The organism is Streptomyces sp. NPDC026394, assembly GCF_055567735.1.
The window spans coordinates 1-1,131 of sequence record NZ_JBVHPX010000075.1; the positions used below are offsets into that span (position 1 = coordinate 1).

The following is a 1,131-nucleotide window of genomic DNA, read 5'->3' on the forward strand; positions in this document are numbered from 1 at the left end:
CTCTGAGAGGGCGTCTGGTTCGCGTAGTTCGTGAGTGATTGCGTTTTATGTGTATCGCCAGGTGGGGGTGGTTTCGTCGGTTGCTCGTTTGGCGAGGTTGGCGATGGCTGCGATACGGATCATGCTCTCGGAGTGTTCGGGCTTGGTCTCGTAGTCGCGGGCGAGGCGGCGGTGCATCATGATCCACCCGAAACTGCGCTCCACCACCCAGCGTCGCGGGAGCACGGAGAAGCCTTTGACCTGCGTGTTCCGTGGCACAACGTCGACATCGATGCCGAGTTGGGCGCCGTGTTCGATGGCCTGGTTCTTGTAACCGGTGTCGACCCAGGCCTTGGTGATCGTGGGGTGGGTGGCTGCGGTACGGGTCAGGAGATGCTTGCCGGCCTCGTTGTCGGAGACGCCGGCCGCGGTGACCATGACCAGTAGCAGGAGCCCCAACGTGTCGGTGACGATGCTGCGTTTACGGCCGACGATCTTCTTGCCGGCGTCGATGCCCTGCGTGCTGGCGGGGACGGTGTGGGCGGTCTTCACGCTCTGGGAGTCAATGACGCAGGCGGTGGGTTCGGGGTCGCGCCCTTCCTTCCCGCGCACCAGCCGGTGCAGGCGGAGGCCGAGCTTCTCGACGGTGCCGTCGGCAGTCCAGGCGCTGAAGTGGGAGAAGACGGTGGTGTGAGCTGGGAAGTCGTGCGGCAGGTAGCGCCAGGGGATGCCGGTGCGGTTGACGTAGAGGATCGCGTTGAGGACTTCCCGCAGGTCGGCGACCCTGCCACCGAGGTTGAGCGAGGTCTTTTGCCGCTCAGCCCGCCAAGCTGTCAGTGTGGGTTCGATCAGGGCCCAACGGGCGTCGGACAGATCGGACGGGTAGGGCTTGCGGGGCAGCTGCGACGTCATGGCAACACTGATACGGCCCGGAGCCGGGCGCGTACATCGCTCGACCGGGCGACTTGAGCTGACCGTTCCGGGCAATTTCGAACCGGACAGGAGCTGTCGGGGCAGAACGGGACGACACGCGGGAGCGGTCAGGAGCACTGGCCTCGCACATTCGCCGTGAATAGGTACCAACCAGTTGATACTGGGTGCCCGACGAAACGCCTAAACCTGCACGTAATCGACAAGAACATCCTCTGAGAG

General features: G+C 64.2%; 1 protein-coding gene. It reads right to left on the reverse strand.

The window, feature by feature from the left end; all coding sequences use genetic code 11:
• Positions 1-45: 45 nt before the first annotated feature.
• The gene (locus tag ACZ4QV_RS42495; RefSeq protein WP_031013580.1) at positions 46-891 is read right to left on the reverse strand and encodes an IS5 family transposase; all 846 of its coding nucleotides are present in this window, start codon (positions 889-891) and stop codon (positions 46-48) included.
• Between the last annotated feature and the right edge of the window lie 240 nt (positions 892-1,131).